This is a genomic window from Streptomyces camelliae, from assembly GCF_027625935.1.
GTDB classification, from domain to species: domain Bacteria; phylum Actinomycetota; class Actinomycetes; order Streptomycetales; family Streptomycetaceae; genus Streptomyces; species Streptomyces camelliae.
This window is the reverse complement of sequence record NZ_CP115300.1, coordinates 8,002,674-8,024,906: the sequence shown is the minus strand read 5'-3', so window position 1 is coordinate 8,024,906 and position 22,233 is coordinate 8,002,674. Positions and strand designations below refer to the sequence as shown.

At 72.2% G+C, this 22,233-nt stretch carries 22 protein-coding genes and 1 pseudogene; 12 read left to right on the top strand and 11 right to left on the bottom strand.

Going from position 1 to position 22,233, the window contains the following annotated elements; translation table 11 throughout:
* Positions 1 to 44: 44 nt before the first annotated feature.
* Both O1G22_RS36795 and O1G22_RS36790 read left to right on the top strand, forming a co-directional pair.
* Entirely contained in the window at positions 45 to 1,094 is a 1,050-nt protein-coding gene (locus O1G22_RS36795; RefSeq protein ID WP_270085252.1) for a LacI family DNA-binding transcriptional regulator, read from the top strand.
* 7 nt (positions 1,095 to 1,101) lie between these two features.
* Entirely contained in the window at positions 1,102 to 1,830 is a 729-nt protein-coding gene (locus O1G22_RS36790) for a hypothetical protein (protein WP_270085251.1), read from the top strand.
* Positions 1,831 to 1,900: 70 nt separating this feature from the next.
* Here O1G22_RS36790 and O1G22_RS36785 read toward each other — a convergent pair whose 3' ends face one another.
* From O1G22_RS36785 to O1G22_RS36765, 5 genes are all read right to left on the bottom strand, one after another.
* Positions 1,901 to 3,205: a DUF6986 family protein gene (locus O1G22_RS36785; protein ID WP_270085250.1), complete on the bottom strand. Its 1,305-nt coding sequence runs from the start codon at positions 3,203 to 3,205 to the stop codon at positions 1,901 to 1,903.
* 184 nt (positions 3,206 to 3,389) lie between these two features.
* Entirely contained in the window at positions 3,390 to 4,352 is a 963-nt protein-coding gene (locus O1G22_RS36780) for an electron transfer flavoprotein subunit alpha/FixB family protein (protein ID WP_270085249.1), read from the bottom strand.
* Positions 4,353 to 4,405: 53 nt separating this feature from the next.
* Entirely contained in the window at positions 4,406 to 5,194 is a 789-nt protein-coding gene (locus O1G22_RS36775; RefSeq protein WP_270085248.1) for an electron transfer flavoprotein subunit beta/FixA family protein, read from the bottom strand.
* Positions 5,195 to 5,411: 217 nt separating this feature from the next.
* Positions 5,412 to 5,921: a flavin reductase family protein gene (locus O1G22_RS36770; RefSeq protein WP_270085247.1), complete on the bottom strand. Its 510-nt coding sequence runs from the start codon at positions 5,919 to 5,921 to the stop codon at positions 5,412 to 5,414.
* Positions 5,922 to 6,129: 208 nt separating this feature from the next.
* Positions 6,130 to 6,462 carry a thioredoxin family protein gene (locus O1G22_RS36765; RefSeq protein WP_270085246.1) on the bottom strand — a complete coding sequence of 111 codons (333 nt, stop codon included), beginning with the start codon at positions 6,460 to 6,462 and terminating at the stop codon, positions 6,130 to 6,132.
* A gap of 247 nt (positions 6,463 to 6,709) precedes the next feature.
* Here O1G22_RS36765 and O1G22_RS36760 point away from each other — a divergent pair, with 247 nt between their 5' ends.
* Entirely contained in the window at positions 6,710 to 7,438 is a 729-nt protein-coding gene (locus O1G22_RS36760; RefSeq protein WP_270085245.1) for a lysophospholipid acyltransferase family protein, read from the top strand.
* 90 nt (positions 7,439 to 7,528) lie between these two features.
* Here the strand turns inward: O1G22_RS36760 and O1G22_RS36755 are convergent, their stop codons facing one another.
* From O1G22_RS36755 to O1G22_RS36745, 3 genes are read right to left on the bottom strand one after another with little or no spacing between them, the layout of a single operon-like run.
* Positions 7,529 to 8,599 carry a threonine aldolase family protein gene (locus O1G22_RS36755; protein WP_225095876.1) on the bottom strand — a complete coding sequence of 357 codons (1,071 nt, stop codon included), beginning with the start codon at positions 8,597 to 8,599 and terminating at the stop codon, positions 7,529 to 7,531.
* Positions 8,596 to 9,342: an SDR family oxidoreductase gene (locus O1G22_RS36750; protein ID WP_270086636.1), complete on the bottom strand. Its 747-nt coding sequence runs from the start codon at positions 9,340 to 9,342 to the stop codon at positions 8,596 to 8,598. Before O1G22_RS36750 ends, O1G22_RS36755 begins: the two co-directional genes overlap by 4 nt.
* Before the next feature lie 41 nt (positions 9,343 to 9,383).
* Positions 9,384 to 10,781 carry a DUF6421 family protein gene (locus tag O1G22_RS36745; RefSeq protein ID WP_270085244.1) on the bottom strand — a complete coding sequence of 466 codons (1,398 nt, stop codon included), beginning with the start codon at positions 10,779 to 10,781 and terminating at the stop codon, positions 9,384 to 9,386.
* A 393-nt stretch (positions 10,782 to 11,174) separates the two neighbouring features.
* On the opposite strand from O1G22_RS36745, the gene O1G22_RS36740 reads away from it, so the two are divergent.
* On the top strand, positions 11,175 to 11,858 hold the full coding sequence (locus O1G22_RS36740) for a glycerophosphodiester phosphodiesterase (RefSeq protein WP_270085243.1): 684 nt from the start codon (positions 11,175 to 11,177) through the stop codon (positions 11,856 to 11,858).
* Positions 11,859 to 11,861: 3 nt separating this feature from the next.
* Here O1G22_RS36740 and O1G22_RS36735 read toward each other — a convergent pair whose 3' ends face one another.
* Entirely contained in the window at positions 11,862 to 12,401 is a 540-nt protein-coding gene (locus O1G22_RS36735; protein WP_225095873.1) for a GNAT family N-acetyltransferase, read from the bottom strand.
* Between the two features lie 70 nt (positions 12,402 to 12,471).
* Here O1G22_RS36735 and O1G22_RS36730 point away from each other — a divergent pair, with 70 nt between their 5' ends.
* The 3 genes from O1G22_RS36730 (at position 12,472) to O1G22_RS36720 (ending at position 14,547) form a co-directional block, all read left to right on the top strand.
* A complete protein-coding gene (locus tag O1G22_RS36730; protein ID WP_270085242.1) occupies positions 12,472 to 12,864 on the top strand; it encodes a VOC family protein in 393 nt (130 codons plus the stop codon).
* Positions 12,865 to 13,106: 242 nt separating this feature from the next.
* The gene (locus O1G22_RS36725) at positions 13,107 to 13,871 is read left to right on the top strand and encodes a VOC family protein (RefSeq protein ID WP_270085241.1); all 765 of its coding nucleotides are present in this window, start codon (positions 13,107 to 13,109) and stop codon (positions 13,869 to 13,871) included.
* 346 nt (positions 13,872 to 14,217) lie between these two features.
* On the top strand, positions 14,218 to 14,547 hold the full coding sequence (locus O1G22_RS36720; RefSeq protein ID WP_270085240.1) for a hypothetical protein: 330 nt from the start codon (positions 14,218 to 14,220) through the stop codon (positions 14,545 to 14,547).
* 23 nt (positions 14,548 to 14,570) lie between these two features.
* Here the strand turns inward: O1G22_RS36720 and O1G22_RS36715 are convergent, their stop codons facing one another.
* Both O1G22_RS36715 and O1G22_RS36710 read right to left on the bottom strand, forming a co-directional pair.
* On the bottom strand, positions 14,571 to 15,239 hold the full coding sequence (locus tag O1G22_RS36715; protein WP_428986441.1) for a MarR family winged helix-turn-helix transcriptional regulator: 669 nt from the start codon (positions 15,237 to 15,239) through the stop codon (positions 14,571 to 14,573).
* Between the two features lie 278 nt (positions 15,240 to 15,517).
* Positions 15,518 to 17,200, bottom strand: coding sequence for an FUSC family protein (locus tag O1G22_RS36710; RefSeq protein WP_270085239.1), 1,683 nt, complete (start codon positions 17,198 to 17,200; stop codon positions 15,518 to 15,520).
* Positions 17,201 to 17,375: 175 nt separating this feature from the next.
* Between O1G22_RS36710 and O1G22_RS36705 the strand changes: the two genes are divergently transcribed.
* The 5 genes and pseudogenes from O1G22_RS36705 to O1G22_RS36685 all read left to right on the top strand — a co-directional run bounded on the left by O1G22_RS36705 (position 17,376) and on the right by O1G22_RS36685 (position 22,231).
* The gene (locus O1G22_RS36705; RefSeq protein WP_270085238.1) at positions 17,376 to 17,927 is read left to right on the top strand and encodes a DUF5134 domain-containing protein; all 552 of its coding nucleotides are present in this window, start codon (positions 17,376 to 17,378) and stop codon (positions 17,925 to 17,927) included.
* Positions 17,928 to 18,025: 98 nt separating this feature from the next.
* Positions 18,026 to 18,996 (top strand): annotated as a pseudogene (locus tag O1G22_RS36700) (M56 family metallopeptidase).
* Positions 18,997 to 19,164: 168 nt separating this feature from the next.
* Positions 19,165 to 19,857: an HAD family hydrolase gene (locus O1G22_RS36695; RefSeq protein ID WP_270085237.1), complete on the top strand. Its 693-nt coding sequence runs from the start codon at positions 19,165 to 19,167 to the stop codon at positions 19,855 to 19,857.
* Positions 19,858 to 20,035: 178 nt separating this feature from the next.
* The gene (locus tag O1G22_RS36690; RefSeq protein WP_270085236.1) at positions 20,036 to 20,704 is read left to right on the top strand and encodes a TetR/AcrR family transcriptional regulator; all 669 of its coding nucleotides are present in this window, start codon (positions 20,036 to 20,038) and stop codon (positions 20,702 to 20,704) included.
* Between the two features lie 177 nt (positions 20,705 to 20,881).
* Positions 20,882 to 22,231 (top strand): FAD-dependent oxidoreductase, encoded by a 1,350-nt coding sequence (locus O1G22_RS36685; RefSeq protein ID WP_270085235.1) that lies wholly within the window; start codon positions 20,882 to 20,884, stop codon positions 22,229 to 22,231.
* The last annotated feature ends 2 nt before the right edge of the window (positions 22,232 to 22,233 follow it).

Below are 22,233 nucleotides of genomic sequence, written 5' to 3'. Positions count from 1 at the left end.
CGGACGGATACGACAAACCGGACGACAGGACAGGACACCACACTGTGCCCGACACCACCAGCCCCGCAGACCGCCTGCCCGGGAACCGCTACGGCAACCGCCCGACGATGAAGGACGTGGCGGCGCGGGCCGGTGTCGGGCTGAAGACGGTCTCCCGGGTGGTCAACGGCGAACCGGGAGTCACCCCGGACACCGAGCGGCGGGTGCAGGAGGCCATCGACGCGCTGGGCTTCCGCCGCAACGACAGCGCCCGGGTGCTGCGCAAGGGCCGTACGGCGAGCATCGGCCTGGTGCTGGAGGACCTCGCCGACCCGTTCTACGGCCCGCTCAGCCGCGCCGTCGAGGAGGTGGCCCGGGCCCATGGCGCCCTGCTGATCAACGGCTCCAGCGCCGAGGACCCGGAGCGCGAGCAGGAGCTGGCGCTGGCACTGTGCGCACGCCGGGTGGACGGGCTGGTGGTGATCCCGGCCGGGGACGACCACCGGTATCTGGAACCGGAGATCAGGGCCGGGGTGGCGACGGTGTTCGTGGACCGTCCGGCCGGGCGGATCGACGCCGACGTGGTCCTGTCGGACAACTTCGGCGGTGCCCGGGACGGCGTGGCCCATCTGATCGCGCACGGCCACCGCCGGATCGGGTTCATCGGCGACATGCCCCGCATCCACACCGCCGCCGAACGGCTGCGCGGCTACCGGGCAGCCATGGAGGACGCCGGGATACCGGTCGAGGACAGCTGGATGTCCCTCGGGCAGACGAACCCCGAGCGGGTGCGCCGGGCGGCGGAGGAGATGCTCGCCGGGCCGGCGCCCGTCACCGCGATCTTCACGGGCAACAACCGGGTGACGGTCACCGTGGTCCGGGTGCTGGCCGAGCGCTCCCGCCGGGTCGCTCTGGTCGGCTTCGACGACTTCGAGCTCGCCGATCTGCTCCAGCCGGGCGTCACGGTCGTCGCCCAGGACGCGGCCGCCCTCGGCCGTACGGCCGCCGAGCGCCTCTTCCGTCAGCTGGACGGCGGCCTCGTCTCCCCGGAGCGCATCGAACTGCCCACCCGGCTGATCACGCGCGGCTCGGGCGAGCTGCCGCCGGCCGACTGAGCCGCGCATGACCGGACGCACCCTGGCGGAACTCGGCCTGGCCGACACCCCCCGCGACCATCCGCTGACCTATCCCGGCGCCTGGCCCGTCGACTCCGGGCTGCTGCACGGCGACCGGATGCTCCCGCTGGAGCGCCTGGTGTACGACGACCGGATGCCGGTGCTCGCCGTCGGCTCCAACGCCTGTCCGGGCCATCTGCGGTACAAGATGGCCGCGTTCGGGATCGACGCCCCGGTGCCGATGGTGCGCACACGGGTGACGGGCCTCGACGTGGGCGTCTCCGGGCATGTCAGCCTCTCGGGATACATCTCCGCTTCCCCGGTCAAGTCACCTGATTCCTCAAGGGAGTTATTCGTGATCTGGCTGGACCGGCGCCAGCTGGAAGTGGTCGACGCGAGCGAGCCCCACTACTGGCGGGTCGCGCTGCCCGCGCAGCACGTGCGGATCGAACTGCCGGACGGTGCGGCACTCTCGGACGTGCACGCGTACGTCAACCGGCACGGGGTGCTGCGCGACGGCGGCGGCGCGCCGCGCCGGCATCCGGGACAGCGCGCCCTGCTCACCGAACTGCTCCTGGAGTCCGCCCCGTTGCGCCGACTGTTCGGGGGTACACCGGAGGAGTTCGTCAGCCGGGTGCAGGCCGATCCGGGGCTCAGCACCCTCGGCACACGGCTGTTCGCGGAGCAGAGGTGGCTCACGGGGTCGGGGCTCGAACCGTATGCCGGGCCCGCCTGAGCCGTCGGTCCACGCGCCGCCCGCCCCGGGTCGGCGGCCGGGGCGGCGGTGAACCGGGCTGTGCCCGCTGTCAGTTGTGCTGGGCCGAGGCGGTCAGGTCGCCGCGCCGGGGCGCGGCGAAGCCCTCCAGGTCGGCGCGGGTCAGGCCGGTGAGGCGGGCGACCTCGGCGATGTCGAGGGCGCCGCAGTCCAGGCCGCGCAGCAGATATCCGCTGAGGGCCTTGGCGGTGGCGGGCTCGTCCATCACATCGCCGCCGGCCCGGTTCGCGTAGCGGGCGAGACGGCCGGCGGCCTGCTCGAAGCCCTCGCGGTAGAAGGCGAAGACGGCGGCGTAGCGGGTCGGGATGTGGCCCGGGTGCATGTCCCAGCCCTGGTAGTAGGCACGGGCGAGGGCACGGCGGGCGAGGCCGTAGTGCAGCCGCCAGGCGTCGTGGACCTTGGCGGTCGGACCGACGGGCAGGACGTTCGTGGAGCCGTCCGAGACGCGTACGCCGGTGCCCGCCGCCGCGACCTGCATGACCGCCTTGGCGTGGTCGGCGGCCGGGTGGTCGCTGGCCTGGTAGGCGGCGGAGACGCCGAGGCAGGCGCTGTAGTCGAAGGTGCCGTAGTGCAGGCCGGTGGCGCGGCCCTCGGCGGCCTGGATCATCCGGGCGACGGTCGCGGTGCCGTCGGTGGCGAGGATGGACTGGCTGGTCTCGATCTGGATCTCGAAGCCGAGCCGCCCGGCCGCCAGCCCGTGCGCCTTCTCGAAGGCCTCCAGGAGACGTACGAAGGCGCCGACCTGCTCGGGGTACGTCACCTTCGGCAGGGTCAGGACCAGGCCCTCGGGCAGCCCGCCCGCCTCCATCAGCCCGGTGAGGAACACGTCGAGGGTGCGGATGCCCCGGTCGCGGACGGCCGCCTCCATGCACTTCATGCGGATGCCCATGTACGGCGCCGCCGTGCCGTTCTTGTACGCCTCCGCGATCAGGCGGGCCGCGCGGGCGGCCGTCTCGTCCTCCTCGGCGTCGGGGCGGGGGCCGTAGCCGTCCTCGAAGTCGACGCGCAGGTCCTCGACGGGCTCGCGCTCCAGCTTGGCGCGGACGCGGGAGTAGACCGGCTCGGCGAGTTCGTCGGCGAGGCCGAGGACGGCCGCGAAGGAGGCGGCGTCGGGGGCGTGCTGGTCGAGGGCGGCGAGGGCCTGGTCGCCCCAGGAGCGGATGGTGTCGGCGGCGAAGGCGTCACCGGGGACGTAGACGGTGTGGACGGGCTGCCGGGTGCCGGGGTCCCCGGGGTAGCGGCGCTCCAGCTCCGCGTCGACCGGTGCGAGGGAGGCGCTGATCTCCTCGCTGACGGCTCCCGCGAGGCTCGTCGCCACCTTCTCCTGCTGACCCATCCCACACCCTCCAATTTTTCCGCTCTACGGAATCAATAATCCGTAGAATGAAGTTATCTGGGTGGTTCCCGCTGGTCAACACCCCGTCCGGACCTTGGGCGGCCCCTGGGGGATCCTCACCAGGATGCACCGAGGCCCCGGTGACCGACGCGGTCACCGGGGCCTCGGGTGGGCCGGGCGAGGCTCAGCCCTTGCGGGCCTTGATCTCCTCGGTCAGCTGCGGGACGACGTCGAAGAGGTCGCCGACGACGCCGTAGTCGACCAGCTCGAAGATCGGGGCCTCGGCGTCCTTGTTGACGGCCACGATCGTCTTGGAGGTCTGCATACCGGCGCGGTGCTGGATCGCGCCGGAGATGCCGTTGGCGATGTACAGCTGCGGCGAGACCGACTTACCGGTCTGGCCGACCTGGTTGGTGTGCGGGTACCAGCCGGCGTCGACGGCGGCACGCGAGGCACCGACGGCCGCGCCGAGAGAGTCGGCCAGCGCCTCGATGATCGAGAAGTTCTCGGCGCCGTTGACGCCACGGCCACCGGAGACCACGATCGCGGCCTCGGTCAGCTCCGGACGGCCCGTCGACTCGCGCGGGGTGCGGGCGGTCACCTTGGTGCCGGTCGCCTGGTCCGAGAAGGTCACGGCGAGCGTCTCGACCGCGCCGGCGGCCGGGGCGGCCTCCACGGCGGCCGAGTTCGGCTTGACCGTGATGACCGGGGTGCCCTTGATGACACGGGACTTGGTGGTGAAGGACGCGGCGAACACCGACTGGGTGGCCACCGGGCCCTCGTCGCCGGCCTCCAGGTCGACGGCGTCGGTGATGATGCCGGAGCCGATACGCAGCGCCAGACGGGCGGCGATCTCCTTGCCCTCGGCGGAGGAGGGAACGAGGACGGCGGCCGGGGAGACGGCGTCGTAGGCGGCCTGCAGGGCGTCCACCTTCGGCACGACCAGGTACTCGGCGTACTCGGAGGCGTCGTGGGTGAGGACCTTCACCGCGCCGTGCTCGGCGAGCGCCGCGGCGGTGTCGGCGGCGCCGTTGCCCAGCGCGACGGCGACGGGCTCGCCGATGCGGCGGGCCAGGGTCAGCAGCTCCAGGGTGGGCTTGCGGACGGCACCGTCCACGTGGTCGACGTAGACGAGGACTTCAGCCATGGGAATGCTCTCCTGCGAAACGAAGTTGAGGGGCGGTCAGCGGGGGCGAGCCTTTAGATGAACTTCTGGCTCGCGAGGAACTCAGCGAGCTGCTTGCCGCCCTCGCCCTCGTCCTTGACGATGGTGCCGGCCGTGCGCGCCGGGCGCTCGTTCGCGACCTCGACCTTGGTGAACGCACCCTCCAGGCCGACCTCCTCGGCCTCGATGTCCAGGTCGGACAGGTCCCAGGACTCCACCGGCTTCTTCTTCGCCGCCATGATGCCCTTGAAGGACGGGTAGCGCGCCTCGCCGGACTGGTCGGTCACGGACACGACCGCCGGGAGGGAGGCCTCCAGCTGCTCCGAGGCCGCGTCACCGTCACGGCGGCCCTTGACCACTCCGTCCCCGACGGAGACCTGGGAGAGCAGGGTGACCTGCGGGACGCCGAGGCGCTCGGCGACCAGGGCCGGGACGATACCGCCGGTGCCGTCGGTGGAGGCCATGCCGGAGACGACCAGGTCGAAGCCGGCCTTCTCGATCGCCTTGGCCAGCACCAGCGAGGTGCCGATGGCGTCGGTGCCGTGCAGGTCGTCGTCCTCGACGTGGATGGCCTTGTCGGCACCCATGGACAGGGCCTTGCGCAGCGCGTCCTTGGCGTCCTCGGGGCCCACGGTCAGGACGGTGACCTCGACGTCGTCGTCCGAGTTCTCCGAGATCTGCAGCGCCTGCTCGACCGCGTACTCGTCCAGCTCGGAGAGCAGGCCGTCCACGTCGTCGCGGTCGACGGTCAGGTCATCGGCGAAGTGCCGGTCGCCAGTGGCGTCGGGCACGTACTTCACAGTGACAACGATCCTCAAGCTCACGCCGGCTCTCCTACTGCATCGTCATTTCCGGGCTGCCTCTTGCAGGCAGCATAGGCGCCTCAAGCGGCCGATCCCGATCGGGGCGTCCGCGCGCTCCGAACGAAATATTACTCGTCAGTACACCCAGTTCACGCCCGCTAAGCAAGCGCTTTGAACTGTGACCTTCGCAACGCAGCGTAACCGGAACTCGACGCCTTCGCAGGAGAGGCCGGCGTGATCAATCCCGCAGGCCGTTGAAACGCCCCTGGTGGTACAGGAGCGGGCGGCCGGCCCCCGTGGGGTCGCCCAGGACGACCTCGGCGAGCACGATCCGGTGATCACCGGCCGGGACCCGGCCGACGATCCGGCAGACCAGCCAGGCGAGCACGTCGTCGAGCACCGGTACGCCTTCCGGGCCCTCGCGCCAGGAGGTGGGGGCGCCGAAGCGGTCGGCGCCGCTGCGGGCGAAGGTGCCGGCCAGCTCGCTCTGGTGCTCGCCGAGTATGTGCACGCCGACATGCTCCGCCTCGGCGATCGCCGGCCAACTGGAGGCACCCGTGCCGATGCCGAAGGAGATCAGCGGCGGCTCGGCGGAGACCGAGGTGAGCGAGGTGGCAGTGAAGCCGACCGGGCCGGAGGCGCCGCGCGCGGTGATCACCGCGACACCGGCGGCGTGCCGGCGGAAGGCCGAGCGGAGCAGGTCGGGAGAGGCGAGCCGAGGGGTGCCGAGTTGGGGCGTGGCCGTCATGGAGTTGTCCTTCTGCCGAGGGGGACGTGTCGATGCGTAGCTGCTCAACAGCCCGGACAGCACGCGCTCGCGGTGCGGGCGAGGTCGACGTGGGCCCGCCGGTGGAGAAGGAGTTCGATCGGCATACGGTCAGGCTGACGATAGGTGGTGCGCGCAGTCAAGTGCGGTCCGGGATCCGGAAGGCGCCGTACCGTTTCCTGAGGCCCCCTCACACGGCCTCCCCCAGAGCCGCGATGACGTCGGCCTTGCGGGGCTGTCCGGCGGCGCGCCGCACCACGCGGCCGGTCGCGTCGAGGACGAGCACGGTGGGGGTCTTCAGGATTTCCAGCGCGCGTACGAGGTCCAGATGGGCCTCGGCGTCGATCTCGACGTGTGCCACGCCGGGGACCAGCGCCGCCACCTCGCCGAGGACGCGCCGGGTGGCCCGGCAGGGCGCGCAGAAGGCGCTGGAGAACTGCACGAGAGTGGCCCGCTCCCCCAGTTCGCCGCCCAGTTCGACGGCTCCCAGCCGCACCGCGTCGTCCTGCCCGCGCACCCGCACCCTCCCGCTCCGCCGCTACCGCTCACCCTGCACCAGCGTCGGTCGGGCCGCGAAGATTCCCGGACGGCGGAAGAGACACGCCGGATGTAGGCCGACGTGACGAGGATCTCGCCGCCGCGGGGCACCAGGGCTGGCTACCCGTCCGTTCTTCGGGCACGATCTGCGAGACGCCGTAAACCTACGGCTGCGTAACTTTCCCGCCGGGAGCCCCCTTTCCCGAGCAGAGCAGAAAGGGTCCGTCCCGCCCATGGCAGAGCTGGTCTATCGTCCCGTCGTCGGTTTCGCCAAGACGTTGTTCAAGGTCTGGGACCTGAAGATCGACTGCCAGGGCTCGGCGAACATCCCGCGCTCGGGCGGGGCCGTGCTGGTGAGCAATCACATCAGCTACCTGGACTTCATCTTCAACGGCCTGGCGGCCCTGCCGCAGAAGCGCCTGGTGCGTTTCATGGCGAAGGAGTCGGTCTTCCGCCACAAGGTCTCCGGCCCGCTGATGCGCGGCATGAAGCACATCCCGGTGGACCGCGAGCAGGGTGAGGCGGCCTACGCGCACGCGCTGGACTCGCTGCGCTCCGGCGAGATCATCGGGGTCTTCCCGGAGGCCACGATCTCCCAGTCCTTCACCCTGAAGAGCTTCAAGTCGGGTGCGGCCCGCCTCGCCCAGGAGGCCGGTGTCCCGCTGATCCCGATGGCGGTGTGGGGCACGCAGCGGCTGTGGACGAAGGGCTACCCGCGCAACTTCAAGCGCAGCCACCTGCCCGTCACGATCCGCGTCGGCGAGGCGGTCGAGGCCCCTCGCGACCAGTACGCGGGCGCCATCACCCGCCGCCTGCGCGAAGCCGTCCAGGAGCTCCTGGACGCCGCCCAGCGCGCCTACCCCGGCCGCCCCAAGGGCTCGGAGGACTCCTGGTGGCTCCCCGCCCACCTGGGCGGCACGGCACCGACAGTGGACCAGCTGCGCACGGCCGAGGCCCACTGAGCCCGTTCACCTCGCCGGCAGACGCAGAGCACAGGAATGCGATCACCCGAGAGTCGATGACTTTTCGGGTGATCGCATACCTATGTATAGCTAACGCGCCATCTCCTCCTTGAGAGCCGCCACGAAGGTGTCGACGTCCTCCTCCGTGGTGTCGAAGGAGCACATCCAGCGCACCACTCCGGCGGCCTCGTCCCAGAAGTAGAACCGGAACCGCTTCTGCAGGCGCTCGCTCACGTCGTGCGGAAGCCGGGCGAAGACGCCGTTGGCCTGCACCGGGTAGAGGATCTCCACCCCGTGCACCGCGCGCACGCCCTCGGCGAGCCGCTGGGCCATCTCGTTGGCGTGCCGGGCGTTGCGCAGCCACAGGTCCTTCGCCAGCAGCGCCTCCAACTGCACCGACACGAAGCGCATCTTGGAGGCGAGCTGCATCGACATCTTGCGCAGGTGCTTCATCTGCCGCACCGCGTCCTGGTTGATGACGACGACGGCCTCACCGAGGACGGCGCCGTTCTTCGTGCCGCCGAGCGAGAGGATGTCGACGCCGACCGCGTTGGTGAACGTCCGCATGGGCACGTTCAGCGAGGCGGCCGCGTTGGCTATGCGCGAGCCGTCCAGGTGCACCTTCATGCCACGGGCGTGGGCGTGCTCGCAGATCGCGCGGATCTCGTCCGGCGTGTAGAGCGTGCCGAGCTCCGTGCTCTGGGTGATCGAGACGACCTGCGGCATCGCGCGGTGCTCGTCCTCCCAGCCGTACGCCTGCCGGTCGATCAGCTCCGGCGTGAGCTTGCCGTCGGGCGTGGGCACGGTGAGCAGCTTCAGGCCGCCCATACGCTCGGGGGCGCCGCCCTCGTCGACGTTGATGTGCGCGCTCTCGGCGCAGATCACCGCGCCCCAGCGGTCGGTGACCGCCTGGAGCGCGACGACGTTCGCGCCGGTGCCGTTGAAGACCGGGAAGGCCTCCGCGGTGGCCCCGAAATGGCCGCGGATGATCCGCTGGAGGTTCTCGGTGTACTCGTCCTCGCCGTACGCCACCTGATGGCCGCCGTTGGCCAGGGCCAGGGCGGCCAGCACCTCGGGGTGGGCTCCGGCGTAGTTGTCACTGGCGAAACCGCGGACCTGCGGGTCGTGGTGGCGACGCGCGTCGGTCCTGGGAGGGTTCACGGCTTCTCGGTCAGCCACAGACGGTTTCCGTTCACTTCGGCGGCGGACTTGCCCCAGACGCCCTCGATGGCCGCGGCCAGGTCCTTGACATCCGTGAAGCCCGCGAACTTCGCGTTGGGGCGTTCGGCGCGCATCGCGTCGTGCACCAGCGCCTTCACCACCAGGATGGCAGCCGCCGAGCGCGGCCCCTCCTCACCCCCCGCCTTGCGGAAGCCGTCGGCCATGGCGAGCGTCCAGGCCTCGGCGGCGGCCTTGGCCGCGGAGTACGCCGCGTTGCCCGCGGTGGGCTTCGAGGCGCCGGCCGCGCTGATCAGCAGATAGCGGCCGCGGTCGCTGCGCTGCAGCGCGTCGTAGAAGGCCAGGGAGGTGTGCTGGACGGTGCGGATCAGCAGCTTCTCCAGCAGGTCCCAGTCGGCGAGGTCGGTCTCGGCGAAGGTCGCGCCGCCGCGCCATCCGCCGACGAGGTGGACCAGGCCGTCGATCCGGCCGTGGTCCTTCTCGATACGGTCGGCCCAGGCCCGGGTGTCCTCCAGGTCGAGCAGGTCGACCGTCTCGCCGGTGACCGTGGCGCCGCCGCGGGCGTAGCGGGCCGCGTCCACGGCCTCCGCCAGGCGCTCGGGGTTGTTGTCGGCGCCGACGACGACCGCGCCGGCCTCGGCGAGCCGGACCAGCGTCGCGTGCCCGGCGGGTCCGCCCGCGCCGGCCACCGCGATCACCGCACCACTGAGAGACCCGTTCCCCACCATGTTCTTCCCCTCTTGAGGAGTGTTCTTCGGGCGGTCGCTCACGCGGCGATCCGCTCGGCGTCGTCCGCCCTGATGCCCTTGGTCGCGGCGATCACGTTCTTGAGCTTCTTGGACAGCGCCTCATAGAACATGCTGAGCGGAAACTCGTCCGCAAGCACGTCGTCCACGAGTTTGCGCGGCGGCTGGGTCAGGTCCAGCGCGTCCGGGCCCTTGGCCCACTTGGAGCCGGGGTGCGGGGCGAGGTAGGTCGCGACCAGCTCGTAGCCGGCGAACCAGTGCACCAGCTTCGGGCGGTCGATGCCGTCCTTGTAGAGCTTCTCGATCTCGGCGCACAGCTGGTTGGTGACCTGCGGGGCGCGCTCCCAGTCGATGGAGAGCTTGTTGTCGGTCCAGCGCAGGACGTCGTGCTTGTGCAGGTAGGCGAAGAGCAGCTGGCCGCCGAGGCCGTCGTAGTTGCGGACGCGGTCGCCGGTGACCGGGAAGCGGAACATCCGGTCGAAGAGCACCGCGTACTGCACGTCACGAGCCTGCGGGATGCCGTCCGCCTGGAGCTTCACGGCCTCCTTGAAGGCGGTGAGGTCGCAGCGCAGCTCCTCCAGGCCGTACATCCAGAACGGCTGGCGCTGCTTGATCATGAACGGGTCGAACGGCAGGTCGCCGTGGCTGTGGGTGCGGTCGTGCACCATGTCCCAGAGCACGAAGGCCTCTTCGCAGCGCTTCTGGTCGTGGACCATCGCGGCGACGTCCTCGGGCAGCGATACGCCCAGGAGGTCCACGGCCGCCTCGGTGACCCGGCGGAAGCGGGCGGCCTCGCGGTCGCAGAAGATGCCACCCCAAGAGAAACGTTCCGGCGCCTCACGTACGGCAATGGTCTCCGGGAAGAGGACGGCCGAGTTCGTGTCGTAGCCGGACGTGAAGTCCTCGAAGGTGATGCCGCAGAACAGCGGGTTGTCGTAACGGGTGCGCTCCAGCTCGGCCAGCCAGTCCGGCCAGACCATGCGCAGCACGACCGCCTCCAGGTTGCGGTCCAGGTTGCCGTTCTGCGTGTACATCGGGAAGACGACCAGGTGCTGCAGGCCGTCCGCGCGGTTCGCGGCGGGCTGGAAGGCCAGCAGGGAGTCCAGGAAGTCGGGCACCTCGAAGCCGCCCTCGGCCCAGCGGCCCAGGTCACGCACGAGGGCCTCGTGGTACGCCTTGTCGTGCGGGAGCAGCGGGGAGAGCTGCTCGACCGCGTCGACGACACGCCGTACGGCGGCCTCGGCGTCGGCCTGGGCGGGGGCGCCCTCGGCGGTGAAGTCGATCGACCCGTCCTTGCTCTGCCATGGCCGGATCTGCTCCACGGCATCCTTGAGCACGGGCCAGGCCGGGTGCTCGATCACCCTGGTCGACGAAGGAATCTGCCCCTTCGCAGCCGCCTGCACAAGAATTTCCGTCATGTCCCATCCTCCACGGGAGAACCTCGCGTATGGACACCGTATGCGTACCCCGTTTACGCCATCAAGAGGCAGCCCGGGAAATTTTTCTGTTCGATCGTGTGGTAGCCGCCGATTTTCCTGCATCGCAGCGTGACGACGCTCACTTCCGTCGCGTGCACGGGATCCGGACGCAGTGCCGATCCGGTCGGCCAGGAGAACGGGGACGCGCCCACGAGTGGGTGACGGCAGGGGCGCAAACCGGCCAGTTGAGGCGCGCGACGTGCACCCGGACGGCGTGCACGTGCGGGTTCATCGCGGGTCCCGGCGATTAGGCTGCGAGCCTGGCCCGCGCGGACGACGGCGTCCGCCCGTCCCGCGCGCGCCGAGCCGCCGTCGACGGAAGCGAGTCGAACCTTGAACTTCCTTACCATCGGTCACCGCGGGGTCATGGGTGTAGAACCCGAGAACACCCTTCGTTCCTTCGTCGCCGCGCAGGACGCCGGCCTCGATCTCATCGAACTCGATCTCCACCTGAGCAAGGACGGCGCCCTGGTCGTCATGCACGACGCGGAGGTGGACCGTACGACCGACGGCTCCGGGCCGATCGCCGAGAAGACCCTGGCCGAGCTGCGCTCCCTGGACGCGGGCCGCGGTGAGCGGGTGCCGGTGTTCGAGGAGGTGCTGGACGCGGTGCGCACGCCGCTCCAGGCCCAGATCAAGGATGTGGCGGCGGCCCGGGCGCTGGCGAAGGTGATGCACGAGCGGGACCTCGTCGGGCGGGTGGAGGTGTCCTCGTTCGACGACGACGCGGTCGCCGAGATCGCCCGGCTGGTGCCGGGGGTGCGCACCGCGCTGGTCGCGGGGAGCTACGGCCCCGACGTGGTGGAGCGGGCCGTGGCGGTCGGCGCCCCGACCCTGTGTCTGAACATCCGCCGGATCACCCTGGAGATCGTCGAGCACGCGCGCGCGTCCGGCCTGCGGACCATCGGCTGGGTGGTCAACACGCAGGACCATCTGCGGCTGGTGCGCGCGCTGGAGCTGGACGGCGCGACGACCGACTTCCCGGAGATCAAGCGCACCGGCCGCTTCACCGCGTGAGGCTCACGCCAGTGGCTTGACCAGCAGCTCGAACTGGAGGTCGGCGCGCTGCGGGATGCCGAAGCGCTCGTCGCCGTACGGGAACGGGCTCATCTGTCCCGTACGGCGGTAGCCTCGGCGCTCGTACCAGGCGATGAGATCGTCCCGTACGGAGATCACCGTCATGTGCATCGCGGTGACGCCCCAGTCCTCGCGCACCCGGCGTTCGGCCTCGGCCATGACGGCCTTGCCGAGGCCGGAGCCCTGGAGCGTGGGGCGGACCGCGAACATGCCGAAGTAGGCGTGGTCACCGCGATGTTCGAGCTGGCAGCAGGCGATGATACGGCCGTCCCGCTCCACCACCAGCAGCCGGCTGTCCGGCGACTTGATCACATCGAGCACGCCCTCGGGGTCGGTGCGCTGTCCTTCCAGGATGTCCGCCTCGGTGGTCCACCCGGCCCGGCTGGCGTCACCGCGGTACGCCGACTCGATCAGCGCGACCAGGGCGTCGACGTCGGCGTCTGTGGCGTCACGGAAGGTGAGTCCGGCGGCGGGCGTGTCCATGGGCGGCCTTTCGATCTCGGGCGTGGCTGAGCCAGGGTCGAGGGTAACCCTGCCAGTAGGCTCCGCCGGCATGGTGCATGTACTCAGCAGCCGGACGCTGCTCACCCCCACCGACCCCGAGCGTGCCCGCGCCTTCTACGGCAAGCTGCTGGGGCTGTCCGTCTACCGCGAGTTCGGTACCGGTCCCGAGCGCGGGACGGTCTACTTCCTCGGCGGCGGCTTCCTGGAGATCTCCGGCCGCTCCGAGACCCCACCGTCGCCCGCGGTACGGCTGTGGCTCCAGGTGGACGACGCGACGGCCGCGCACGAGGAGTTGCGGGCCAAGGGCGTCGACATCCTCCGGGCGCCGGTGAAGGAGCCGTGGGGCCTGATCGAGATGTGGATCAGCGACCCGGACGGCGTCCGCATCGCGTTGGTGGAGGTCCCGGCGGATCATCCGATGCGGTATCGGCCGGGGGTCTGAGGGGGTGAGGGTCGAGGGAGGGGGTCGGGGGGAGGAGGGAAGTGGTGCGGGGCGGCTGGGGATCGGGCGGCCGGCTCGTACTCGGGCCCGCTCGGATGGCCGGGTCCGTGGGCCGGGGTTAGCGTGCCGGGAGGGGCTTCGCGCGCGGGAGGCCCGACTGCCTGTCCCTGTGTCCTTCTGTCCCCCGTGCGTCTCTGTCTCTCTTCCCTTCTCCCGCCTCTGCCCCTCCGGAAGGAGCCGTCATGGAGTTCGACAAGCCGGTGATCGGTGGCCCGTGCTGGGTCGAGTTGGGGACCAGGGATCTGGAGGGGGCCAAACGGTTCTACGCCGAGTTGTTCGGCTGGCGGCCGGAGACGGACACGCGGTCGGAGGCGGGCGGGTACACGGTGGCGCATCTGGGTGACGCGCCCGTCGCCGGGCTCACCCCGCTGTACCAGGAGTCCCAGCCGGTGGTGTGGAACGTCTCGTTCGCCGTGCCGGACGCGGACGCGGCGGTTCGGCGCGTGGAGGAGGCCGGCGGGACGGTGGTCCTCGGCCCGATGGACGTGTTCGACGCGGGCCGGTTCGCGGTCGTCCTCGACCCGACCGGCGCGGCGTTCCAGCTGTGGCAGGCCCGGACTTTCCCGGGCGCCGGCCTGTTCAACGCGCCCGGCGCCCTCGGCTGGGTGGAGCTGGCCACCCGGGAGACCGACCGGGCCCGCGACTTCTACACCACGGTGTTCGACTGGAGCGCCGAGTCCTCCGAGTGGTACACGGAGTGGGCCCTCGGCGGTGCGGAGTTCGGCGGCATGGCCGACATGGGCGACCGGTTCCCGCCCGAGGCACCCGCGCACTGGATGCCGTACTTCGCGGTGGCCGACGTGGACGCCACCGCGGAGGTCGCGGACCGGGCGGGCGGTGCCGTCGTGCTGGCCCCCGTGACGGTGCCGGACGGCCCGCGCATCGCGGTGCTGCGGGATCCGCAGGGCGCGGCGTTCGGGGTACACCTCGCCGGCACGGAGAGCTGAGCCGCGGCTTGCCCTCCAGCCGGCACGTACACATGCGGCACGCGCGACAGGGACCCCCGACAAGGTGCAGTGCGTGGGCGTGTCGGACTGGACCGCCTGGTAGGTCGCCCAGGCCAACACCCTTGCAGAGCCGAGGAGTTGGATGATCTTGGCGGGTTCGCGGCTGCGCTACAGCCTGCTGGAGCGCACTCCGGAGTGCGAACTCCTGCCGCAGGCCCGGGCGTTCGACCAGGCGTGTCCGCCTGGGCACCGCTGGCGTCGGACAAGCTCACCGGCAAGTACCGGCGCGGGGAGCCGGGCGGGCCGACTGCCACGGGCGACCAAGCCTGAGGCCTGGGAGGAGCACGTGATCAGCACCCGTCCTGGAGATCGCCGAGCAGGGCGGCTGGAACCCGGCGCAGGTGGCGCCGGCCTGGCTGCTGGGCCGGCCCCGGTACGTCGTACCGATCATCGCGGCCACCAAGGGGCCCAACTCGCCGGCAATCTGGCGAGCGCCGAGGTCCGGCTGGATTCGGACGCGGTACGGCGGCTGAACGAGGTGAGCGCGGTCCCGCTGGGCTTCCCGCACGACTTCCTGCGCGAGCCGTCGGTCACGCGGAACGTCTACGGCGACCGCTGGGCGGACATCGACGACCGCCGCTCCACCCATCGGCGTACGGCGCACGACGTCCCCTGACACCGTCCTGCGACACCGCGCCGCTATGCGCGCAGCGCCCCCATGCGGCCCTCCAGCCGGCTGAGCAACTCACCCAGCAGACCGGCGAGTTGACCCTGCCCATCCGGGTCCAGGACCGCCAGTACGGCGGTCTCGTAGGCGAGTTGCTCAGGGAGGATGCCGTCGACCAGGTCACGGCCGGCGTCGGTGAGCCGGAGGTGGGCGACGCGGCGGTCGCGGGTGTCGCCGCGCCGCTCGACCAGTCCGCGTTCGGTCAGCTGCTTGAGCCGCTTGGTGACGGCGGCTCCGGAGGAGAAGGTCTCCCGGGCCAGCTCCCCCGGGGTCAGCTCGTGACCGGTGCGGCGCAGCGCGCCGAGCAGGTCGAACTCCGCACGGCTGAGACCGTCCCGCCGCAGCGGCGCGTCCTCGGCCTGCTGGAGGAGAGCGGCGCATCGGTTGATACGTCCGATGACCTCCATGGGCCCGGTGTCCAGCCCGGGATGCACCACCCGCCACTGCTGAACCACGCCCGCGACGGTGTCACCCGCCACGGTGCCACGCCCGATACCGGCGGGTACTCCGGTGCCGGAGTTGGCGCCGGAGCCGGAACCAGTCCCGGATGCAGTGTCGGAGCGAGGGTCGATGCCGGTTCCGGACCCGGAATCCGCGCCGCCCCCGGTCTCCGCCCCAGTCCCGGCGCCGGCGTCGGCCATGGGCGCCCCGCGCCGCGCTCGCACACCCGCCGGGGCCTCCGCTTCCCCCGGCCGCACGCCAGCCGAAACCTCGTCGTCCCCTCGCACTCCACCGACCGGGACCTCAACGTCCCCTCGCCCCCCACCACCCCGCTCCGCTCCGCCGCCAGGCCTCGCCTCCGCCCCTGGAGCCGAAACCGGACCCGAAACCGGAGCCGAAGCCGCGCCCGCCCAGGCCTCTGCCCCCGCGCCCGCGCCCGCCCCGTTGTCCCCGGGCGCCGGTCCGTCGTTCGTCGCCGTCATGGCCGTATGTCCTCCGTCGCCCTGCCCGGGCCCTGGCCCCGGTCCCGGGTCTGGGCCTCGTTCTGCCACGGTACGAACCCCTGGCGTCGTACCGTCGCCGCGAGCGTACGGTGTCCGCTCTGCTCGGCGAGCACGACCCGCTCCTCGGGCAGAGCGCGCTGCCACCACTCGCCGGCCGCGGCGTCGGCCGTGGCGCGCAGGTCGGCGAGGGCGGCGGTGAGGCCGCGGCGGGCGGACTCCAGGGCGTGGGGTGCCGGGTGCGGCTCGGCGAGCAGCCGGGCGGCATTCTCGCGGGCGCGTTCCGCCGTGGTCAGGGCGTGTTCGAGGCGGTCGCCGGCGCGCCGGTTGGTGACGGCGACGGCCGCGACGAAGCCGACCAGCGCGCCGACGAGGGTGTCCAGGACCCGTTCGGTGATCAGGCGGCCCGGATCCTGGCTGCGGGCGAACTCGGTGATGAGCAGGGCCATCGGGGTCACGCAGACGCTGCCGAGCCAGTAGTTGCGGCCGATCAGCGCCTCGGCGCCGAAGTTGAGGGCGAGGCAGCACAGCACCAGGACGGCCGGGTGGAGATGGGCGAACGGAGCGAGGGCGGCGAAGGCGAGCACGCCGACGAGGTTGCCGACGACGCGCTGGACGCCCCGGCTCCAGGTGAGGGTGACGTTCGCCTGATAGAGGGAGGCCGCTGTGACCAGGGCCCAGTACGGGCGGCCGACGCCGAGCGCAAGAGAGGCATAGCCGGCGAGGGCGCAGCCGATCGCGGTGCGCGCGGCGATCGGCGCCAGTGGGGCGAGCCGCTGCCACGACTTCCTTTGCGGACGGTCGAGTTCCAGCTCCAGGCCGAGGAGCTCGTCGGCCGACTCGCGGGGCAGCTCGACCCTCGGGATCCGGCCGGTGCCCCGCAGTTCGCGGGCCCAGGCGCGCAGCCGGTCGGGGTCGCTGTCGGCGGGGGCGGCGAGGGCGACCTCCGCCCGCACCAGAAGCTGTTCGAGGGCGCGTCGTGCGCGGTCGGGGCGGGCGGCGAGCAGGGACTGCCAGGCGGCGTGGATCGCGGCGGCGCTCGCCGCACGGGCCCTGGCGTGTCCGTCGCCGGCGCCGTCCGTGGCGGCGTACGCGGCGGCGGAGTTCAGGGCCTGGGCGGTGGCGCGGCGTTCGGGGCCGTGCGGGCGCAGCAGCCCGGGTGCCATGCCGACCAGCCAGGCCCAGGTGCCCGCCGCCAGGGCCAGCCCGACATGCCCGGGGACCTCGCCGAGAGTCTGCGGGGCGAACAGCGAGGCGGAGCTGATGAAGGTGAGGACCACGTTGGCGGGCGGTCCGACCCGGGTGGCGTCGCACACGGCCTTCTGCACGGCCGCCATGACGGCGCCGACGGTGACCAGGACGACGGCGTCGGTGGTGAGCGACGCCGCGAGCAGCGAGAGCGCGAGGCCGCCGACCATGCCGAGCACCACCCACGCGAGGACGCGGGCCCGGGCGGCGTAGGGCCGGTTGTGGCCGTAGAGGGCGCACAGCGATCCGGCCATCGTGTACATGGCGAGGTCGAGGCGGCCGAGCGCCAGCAGGATCAGATTGGGCGGGGCGACCGCGGCGACCACGCTCAGCGCGGGCTTGAACCAGATGTCCGAGGGCCGCCCGAGGCGGAGCACTCCAGCGAGGGGAAGACGGCGGGTCACACTGCTCATACCCATCAATTTAGCATGTGTTTTACTCGTAAAACATCTCTACATCGGCGGCCCTCACCAGCCGTGCTCCGCCGAACGCTCCCCGTGTACACCCTTGCGCTCGCGTGCGCCCCGCACGGCATGGGCATCGCATCCATCGACGTCCTTCGACCGACCGTCGAGCGGGGAGGTGCACGTGCACGGACCGGTACCGGCGGCCTGGCTGCTGGTCGCGCTGTGCGCGGCGACCGGGGCCTACTGCCTGTTGCGGATGCGCAGCCGGGTCGAGGAGCAGCGCCGGTCCGCGGGCGGCGAGGCGCTGATGGGTTTCGGGATGGCCCTGATGGCCGTACCGGCGGCCGTTTTCACGCCGCCGCAATGGGCGTGGCCGGTGTACGCGGCGGTGTTCGGCGCGGCGGCGCTGCGCGCACTGTGGGCCGCCCGCACCGCCTCGCATCATCTGCACCACCTGGTGGGCACGTGCGCGATGGTCTACATGGCGGCGGCGATGGCCACCGCCCCGCCCGCCGCCCACCATGCGCACGGCGGCATCGGGGTGCCGCCGCTGACCGGCGCGCTCCTGGTGTACTTCATGGGGTACGTGCTGCTCGCCGGCGCCCGGCTGGTGCCCGCCGCCGTCGCGGTGGCAGGGCCCGGGTCCGCCCGCTGGGGCGACCGCCCGGAGCTGGCGCGGGCGTGCCGGCTGTCGATGGGGATCGGCATGGTGGCCATGCTGCTCACCATGTGAACGGCTCGGGCAGCGGCGCGCCGGGAGCGTTGTCTGCGCCACGTCGGCCCCATGGGCCGCACGGTGAGCGGCCACGGGCTCACAGGGTGTTGCCCACGATGGTCCCCATGGCACTGCTGCCGCTCGGTGCCTTGACCGCCGTCGTCGCCCCCGGCTGCTCGCCCGGGCCGACGGGGCGGACCGCGAACCGATCGTGGCTCTCTGGGCGTGGCTGGGGGTACCCCCTCTGGGGAGGCGTCGTGGTGGCCGTCCTGCTGTGCTGCGCGCTGTCGATGACGCTCAGCGCGGCCGCGGCCCGGCAGGCGGTGCGCGGGCATGTGTGCGCCCCGGCTCCGCGCGCGGTCGTGGACGCGTACGCGCTCGGGACGGCCGGACCGTGGGCCGCCGCCACTGCCCTGCTGCTCGCCGCGGGGGGCCTGTGGAGCCTCGCCATGCTGGTGAGTGAGGTCGTGCGGTCCCGGGCGCGACGCCGTGCCCGACGGGCCGAACTCCTCGTACGCGCGCCGCTGTTGCCGCGTGAGGGCCGGGAAGCGGCCGGCTCGTGGTGCTGGAGGGCGGGCGTCCCGACGCCTGGTGGCTGTCCGGTACGGCACCTCAGCTGGTCGTCACCACGGCCGCGCTGCGCCGCCTGAGCGGGCGTCAGCTCGACGCGCTCCTCGTCCATGAGCAGGGGCACGCACAGGCCCGGCACGACTGGCTGCTGCGCAGCTCGGCCGCGCCGGCGAGCGGGTTCCCGCAGGTGCCGGTGTTCGCCGCGTTCCGGGACGAGATGCACCGGCTGGTCGAGCCGGCCGCCGACGACATGGCCTCCCGGCGCTTCGGCCGGCTGACGACCGCGCCGGCCCTGGTCGAACTCAACGAGGAACGGGGCGTGTTCGACCCCTCCCCCACCCCGCAGGCCCATGTGCCGCAGCGCGCGCACCGCCTGCTCACCGCCCCGGATCGCCTCCCCGCCCTGCACCGGCTCCGCCTGACAGCACTGGCGGCGCTGGTGCCGGTGATCCCGGTGCTGGTGACGCTGGTACCGGGGCTGCGGGCACTCGGCCGAGCCTCCCGCCCGCCGGCATGAGGGCGGTTCAGCTCGATCGTGTGATGGTTGGCTTTCGGGCTGATGACCGGCTGCGCCGTTCGGGGCGGCAGTGGTGGCCCTGGCGGTGACGGCGTACGAGTGGCAACGGCCCGGAAGCGTCAACTCGCCCGTAAACGCCCGTAAAGCGGCCCCGATAGAGTCAAGGACATGACTGCTGTGTTGTTCGACTTCTCCGGGACGCTGTTCCGGATCGAGTCCGCCGAGTCCTGGCTGCGCGCGACGCTCGACGCGTCGGGGCACACCCTGCCCGAGCCCCGACTGAGTGAGACGGCACGGGCGTTGGACGCGGCCGGTGCGCTGCCGGGCGGCGGTGTGGATCCGGTCGAGCTGCCGGCGGACCTCGCCGCACTCTGGGCGGTGCGGGACGAGACGGCGGAACTGCACCGGGCCGCCTACACCGGCGCGGCCCGGCAAGTGCCGCTGCCCGACCCGGGGTTGTACGACGCCCTGTACGAGCGACACATGGCCCCGGCAGCCTGGTCCCCGTACCCGGACGCCGCCGAGGTGCTGCGCACCCTGCGCGAGCGCGGGATCGGGGTCGGTGTGGTCAGCAACATCGGCTGGGACCTGCGACCGGTGTTCCGCGCACACGGGCTCGACCCGTACGTGGACGCGTACGTGCTGTCGTACGAGCATGGGGTGCAGAAGCCGGACCCGCGGCTGTTCTCAGTCGCCTGTGGGGCGCTGGACGCCGATCCCCGGCAGGTGGTCATGGTCGGCGACAGCAAGGAGGCGGACGGCGGCGCGGCCGCGCTCGGCTGCCGGGTGCACTTCGTGGACCATCTGCCGGTCACGGAACGGCCCGACGCGCTGCTGCCGGTGCTGGACCTGGTCGGCTGAGCGTCGCCGGAGGCCTGGGAGGTGGGCCGAGAACACGGGCTCGCCCGCACGCCGTCCGCCTGAGACGATCCCCCGCGTCGCCCCAGACGGACGGCAGCCCTGGACGGGCCCCGCACACGGCGGTGCTTCCCTGCGTGAGTATAGTTGGCTGGCAGCCAGTCAACGCAGGAGTTACAGGATGTCCCCGCGCAGCGCCTCGGTCAATGAAGAGTTGCGACGGCGTTCCCGGGAACGGCTGTTGCAGGCGGCCGTTGAACTGGTCGGCGAGCACGGCTTCGAGGCCACCACGCTGGGCGACATCGCCGACCGGGCGGGTTCGGCGCGCGGGCTGGTGTCGTACTACTTCCCCGGCAAGCGCCAGTTGGTGCAGTCCGCGGTGCACCGGCTGATGCACCGCACGCTGGAGGAGGCCCTGGAGCGCGAGCCGCGCACCGAGGACGGCCCGGAGCGGCTGGCCCGGGCCATCGACGCGATCCTGGGCCTGGCCCGCGACCATCCCGTGCTGATGCGGCAGCACATGGCCGGACTGCTCCAGGGCGAGGGCTTCGTGCAGTGTCCGGAGCAACAGCGGCTCGGGGAACTGCTCGGGGACACCGTCGCCCGCTACGGCTCCCAGAACGTCGCCGCGGACTACCCGATGCTGCGCGCCGTGCTGATGGGGGCGGTGTACGCGGCACTGATCCCGGGGGTGCCGATGCCGATTCCGGCGCTGCGGGCCGAGCTGTTCCAGCGGTACGGGCTCGACTGGTCGCTGGGGGTGCCGCCGGAGAGCGAGACGGGTTCCGGGGCTCGGGAACGGGATCTGTCCCGGTTCTTCGCGACGGAGGAGCGCACGGACCTCAGCTGACGCCCCTGGTGATGGTCAACTCCCCTCACGCCTGGCACATACGCGACGTAGCCGCGTGATCACACTCCATACGAAGGAACACGCGGCCGCGTCACCCCGCCGGCCCCTGCCGCCACGCGCGGGGCGGTGTCATGCTGGAGCCGTCCGCACACCCTCCTTCCGCCGAGGAGTTCCGCTGTGCTGCGTGTCGCCGTCGTCGGTTCGGGGCCGAGCGGGTGCTACACCGCCCAGAGCCTGGTCCAGCGAGATCCCGGGGTCCGGGTGGACGTCCTGGACCGGCTGCCGTGCCCGTACGGCCTGGTCCGCTACGGCGTCGCCCCGGACCACGAGAAGATCAAGTCCCTGCAGGGCAGCCTCGCGGCGGTGCTGGAGCACGAGCGGGTGCGCTTCCTCGGCGGGGTCCGGGTGGGCGGCCCGGGCGGGCTGCCGGTGGAGCGGCTGCGGGAGCTGTATCACGCGGTGGTGTACTGCGTGGGCGCCGCGGGCGACCGCCGGCTCGGGATCCCCGGCGAGGAGTTGCCGGGCAGCTGGTCGGCGACCGACTTCGTGGCCTGGTACAGCGCGCATCCGGACGCGGCCGACGCGGGCTTCCTGCGCGGGGTGCGGTCGGCCGTCGTCATCGGCGTGGGCAATGTGGCGGTGGACGTCGCCCGGATGCTGGTCCGGGGTGCCGCGGAGCTGAGTCCGACGGACATCCCGCAGGCGGCCCTGGACACGCTGACGGCGAGCGGGGTCCGCGAGGTGCACATGGTGGGCCGGCGCGGTCCGGCGCAGGCCCGCTTCACCACCAAGGAGCTGCGCGAGCTGGGCGACCTGCCGGACACCGAAGTGGTCGTACAGCCAGGCGAGTTGGCACTCGACCCGGCCGACTCCGGCATGCTGCCCGGGGTGCAGCGGCGCAATCTGGAGGTGCTGCGCGACTGGGCGGAGCGTCCGCGGACGGCGGCCGGCCGGCGGATCGGCCTGCGCTTCTTTCTGCGGCCCGTAGAACTGCTCGCGGACGGCGGCAGGGTGGGCGCCGTCCGCTTCGAGAGGACGGCACCGGACGGACACGGCGGGGTGACGGGCACACAGCGGTACGAGGAGGTGCCGGCCCAGCTGGTGCTGCGGTCGGTCGGTTATCGCGGAGTGCCGCTGGACGGGCTGCCGTTCGACCCGGCGAGCGGCACCGTGCCGCACGAGGAGGGCCGGGTCGTGCGCGGCGGTGTGCCCTCCCCCGGCGAGTACGTCGCCGGATGGATCAAGCGCGGCCCGACGGGTGTCATCGGCACCAACCGGCCCTGCGCCAAGGAGACGGCGGCCTCGCTGCTCGCGGACGCGCCCGGCCTGCTCGGCGAGCGGGCGCTTCAGGATCCGGTGCCGGCGCTGCGGGCGGCCGGGTTCGAACCGGTGCCGTGGACCGGATGGCTGGCGATCCAGCGGGCCGAGACCGAGCTGGGCGCCCGGCTCGGGCGGAGCGTGGTCAAGCTGGCCGACTGGGACGCGCTGCGCGCGGCGGCCCGCTCGGCCCAGCCCGGCCGGGTGTGACA